This window comes from Nocardia sp. NPDC052112 (genome assembly GCF_040680135.1).
GTDB lineage: Bacteria > Actinomycetota > Actinomycetes > Mycobacteriales > Mycobacteriaceae > Nocardia.
In genome coordinates this window covers 1-2,267 of record NZ_JBFAWD010000012.1, presented here as the reverse complement: position 1 = coordinate 2,267, position 2,267 = coordinate 1, and the positions used below count along the sequence as shown (strand labels likewise).

Sequence of the window (2,267 nt, the reverse complement as noted above, 5' to 3'; positions counted from 1 at the left end):
CGGACGGCAACGCGCTCGCCCCGCATATCAACCGACCCCATGCCACGCACCCACCAGCCCACCACGCACGAAACAACCGGCAAACCCACGCGTGGCGCCACTTTGTGCGCGGCACCGCTTCGAGATCTGGCCCGTGCGCACCGGCTGCGGGCCACCGCGCACCCGCGTCGAGAGCACGGCAGCGCGCACGGCCAGGTGCTCGCGGTGGGCAAGCATCTGGCCGGTGGGTGAGTCAGATGGACAGGGCGATCAGGACCACGATCGAACCGCCGAAGACGATGAGGTGGCGCAGGTTCTGGAGGTACGGGGTCACCCAGCGGGGGAATGCGGCTTCGGCCACGTCGAGGAATTTCTGGACATCGATGCGGGTCAGTTCCGGATCACCCTTGCGGGCAAAGGCGGCCTGGACGCTCTTGGCGGCGGTCAGGTTGCTGTACAGGATCGCGACATTGCCGAGCAGCACCAGCATCTGGAAGACCCAGGACAGGGTCCGGCCCCAGTCGTTGCCCGCCAGATTCAGCACGGCCATGGCGGTCATCACCGATGCGATCCCGACCGGCGCCCAGGTCTCGTGGCCACCCGCGTCGAACCGCATACCGTTCTCCGCGAGGATTCCGGGACGCACACCCTGACGGGCCAGCTCGGCGTCGGCGGCAGCCTGGGCCGCGGCGCCGTAGCGGTGGCGCACCAGCGGGATGCTGACGAAGGCGAGGGCGATCAGCAGCTGGGCGACAGCGGCGACGGTCATCATGGCGTTTCTCCTCATCGGGGTTTTTCGTCGAGGGCCCGTGGGCTCCCTGTGCTCGAACGATCTCCCGCGGCGCTGACAGCGCGCTGATACCTGATCGGCCCGCGCTGACATCAGTCATCAGCACAGGTCAAAGGGCCATAGCAAGTTGATTACCACATTTGATGGCAGTCGCCTTCAGTCGTGCGCCCCCGGTTTCGTATGCTCGACCCACGCGCCCCATCGAACGAATGGTGACCAATGATCGACTTCACGATTCCCGCCGAGCTCGCCGCCGAACGCGATCGGGTCCGACAGTTCGTCATCGACAAGATCGTCCCCTTCGAGCGTGATCCGCGACTCACCTCGCACGGTCCGAGCGACGAACTGCGCCAGGAACTCGTCGAGCTGGCCCGCGCGGAAAAACTGCTGACCGTGCAGGCCCCGGAAGCCCTCGGCGGACGCGGCCTCACCCATATCGAGCAGGCGGTGATCTACGAGGCGGCAGGCTGGTCCACTCTCGGTCCGGTCGCGATGAACTGCGCCGCACCGGATGAGGGCAATATGTTCCTGCTCTCCAAGATCGCCAACCCGGAGCAGATCGAGCGCCACCTCGCCCCCGCGGTCGCCGGATACCGCCGCACCGTCTTCGCCATGACCGAACCGAACGGCGCGGGTTCGGATCCGAATCAGCTGGCCACCTCGGCCGTCTTCGACGGCGAGAATTTCACCATCAACGGCCGCAAATGGCTCATCACCGGCGCGGACGGCGCGAAGACCTGGATCATCATGGCGCGCGTTGCACCGAATCCGCATGTGCCCGACGGCCCGACGCTGTTCCTGACCGAAGGCGACCAGCCCGGCATCGTCATCGAACGCACCATGAACACCATGGACCGCAACTACGTCGGCGGTCACGGCGTGGTGCGCTTCGAGAATCTGGTGCTGCCGAAGCAGGCGCTGCTCGGCGAGACCGGTCAGGCGCTGCGCTACGCCCAGCTGCGCCTGGCCCCGGCCCGGCTCACCCACTGCATGCGTTGGCTCGGCGCGGCCGAACGGGCGCAGTCCATCGCGGTCGAATACGCCAGGACCCGCACTGCCTTCGGCAAACCGATCGGCGACCACGAGGGCGTTTCGTTCATGCTCGCCGATAACGAGATCGCACTGCACCAGTGCCGACTCACCATCTGGCATGCGTGCTGGCTGATGGACCAGGGTGAGAAGGCCCGGCACGAGAGCTCGATCGCCAAGGCATACGTCTCCGAGGAGCTGTTCAAAGTCGCCGACCGCTGCGTACAGGTGCTCGGCGGCATCGGCATCAGCGATGAGACGGTCGTCGAAATGATCTTCCGCGATATGCGCGCCTTCCGCCTCTACGACGGCCCCACCGAGGTGCACAAGTACGCCATCGGCCGTCATGTGTTGCGCTCTGTCTAATTTGCCGCGCCTGTGGCGCGGCGTGTTCGCGGCCCCCTTCAGTCTCGCGTCCGAGCCGTCGAGACTCGCGCCTACGGCGCATGCGCTTCGACGACTCGGACGC

Annotated in this window: 3 protein-coding genes; 2 read left to right on the top strand and 1 reads right to left on the bottom strand. The window is 66.4% G+C overall.

The features are described 5' to 3' along the window. A partial coding sequence (locus AB0L58_RS23260; RefSeq protein ID WP_364389632.1) for a hypothetical protein occupies positions 1-231 on the top strand: 231 nt, incomplete at its 5' end. A gap of 1 nt (position 232) precedes the next feature. Here AB0L58_RS23260 and AB0L58_RS23255 read toward each other — a convergent pair. Next, positions 233-751 (bottom strand): hypothetical protein, encoded by a 519-nt coding sequence (locus AB0L58_RS23255; RefSeq protein ID WP_364389630.1) that lies wholly within the window; start codon positions 749-751, stop codon positions 233-235. A gap of 237 nt (positions 752-988) precedes the next feature. On the opposite strand from AB0L58_RS23255, the gene AB0L58_RS23250 reads away from it, so the two are divergent. Then, entirely contained in the window at positions 989-2,164 is a 1,176-nt protein-coding gene (locus AB0L58_RS23250; RefSeq protein WP_364389628.1) for an acyl-CoA dehydrogenase family protein, read from the top strand. Positions 2,165-2,267 lie beyond the last annotated feature (103 nt).

Bases quoted from the DNA above. Each gene is read 5' to 3' on its own strand.
- AB0L58_RS23255 (WP_364389630.1), bottom strand. From the start codon at position 751: ATGATGACCGTCGCCGCTGTCGCCCAGCTGCTGATCGCCCTCGCCTTC.
- AB0L58_RS23250 (WP_364389628.1), top strand. From the start codon at position 989: ATGATCGACTTCACGATTCCCGCCGAGCTCGCCGCCGAACGCGATCGG.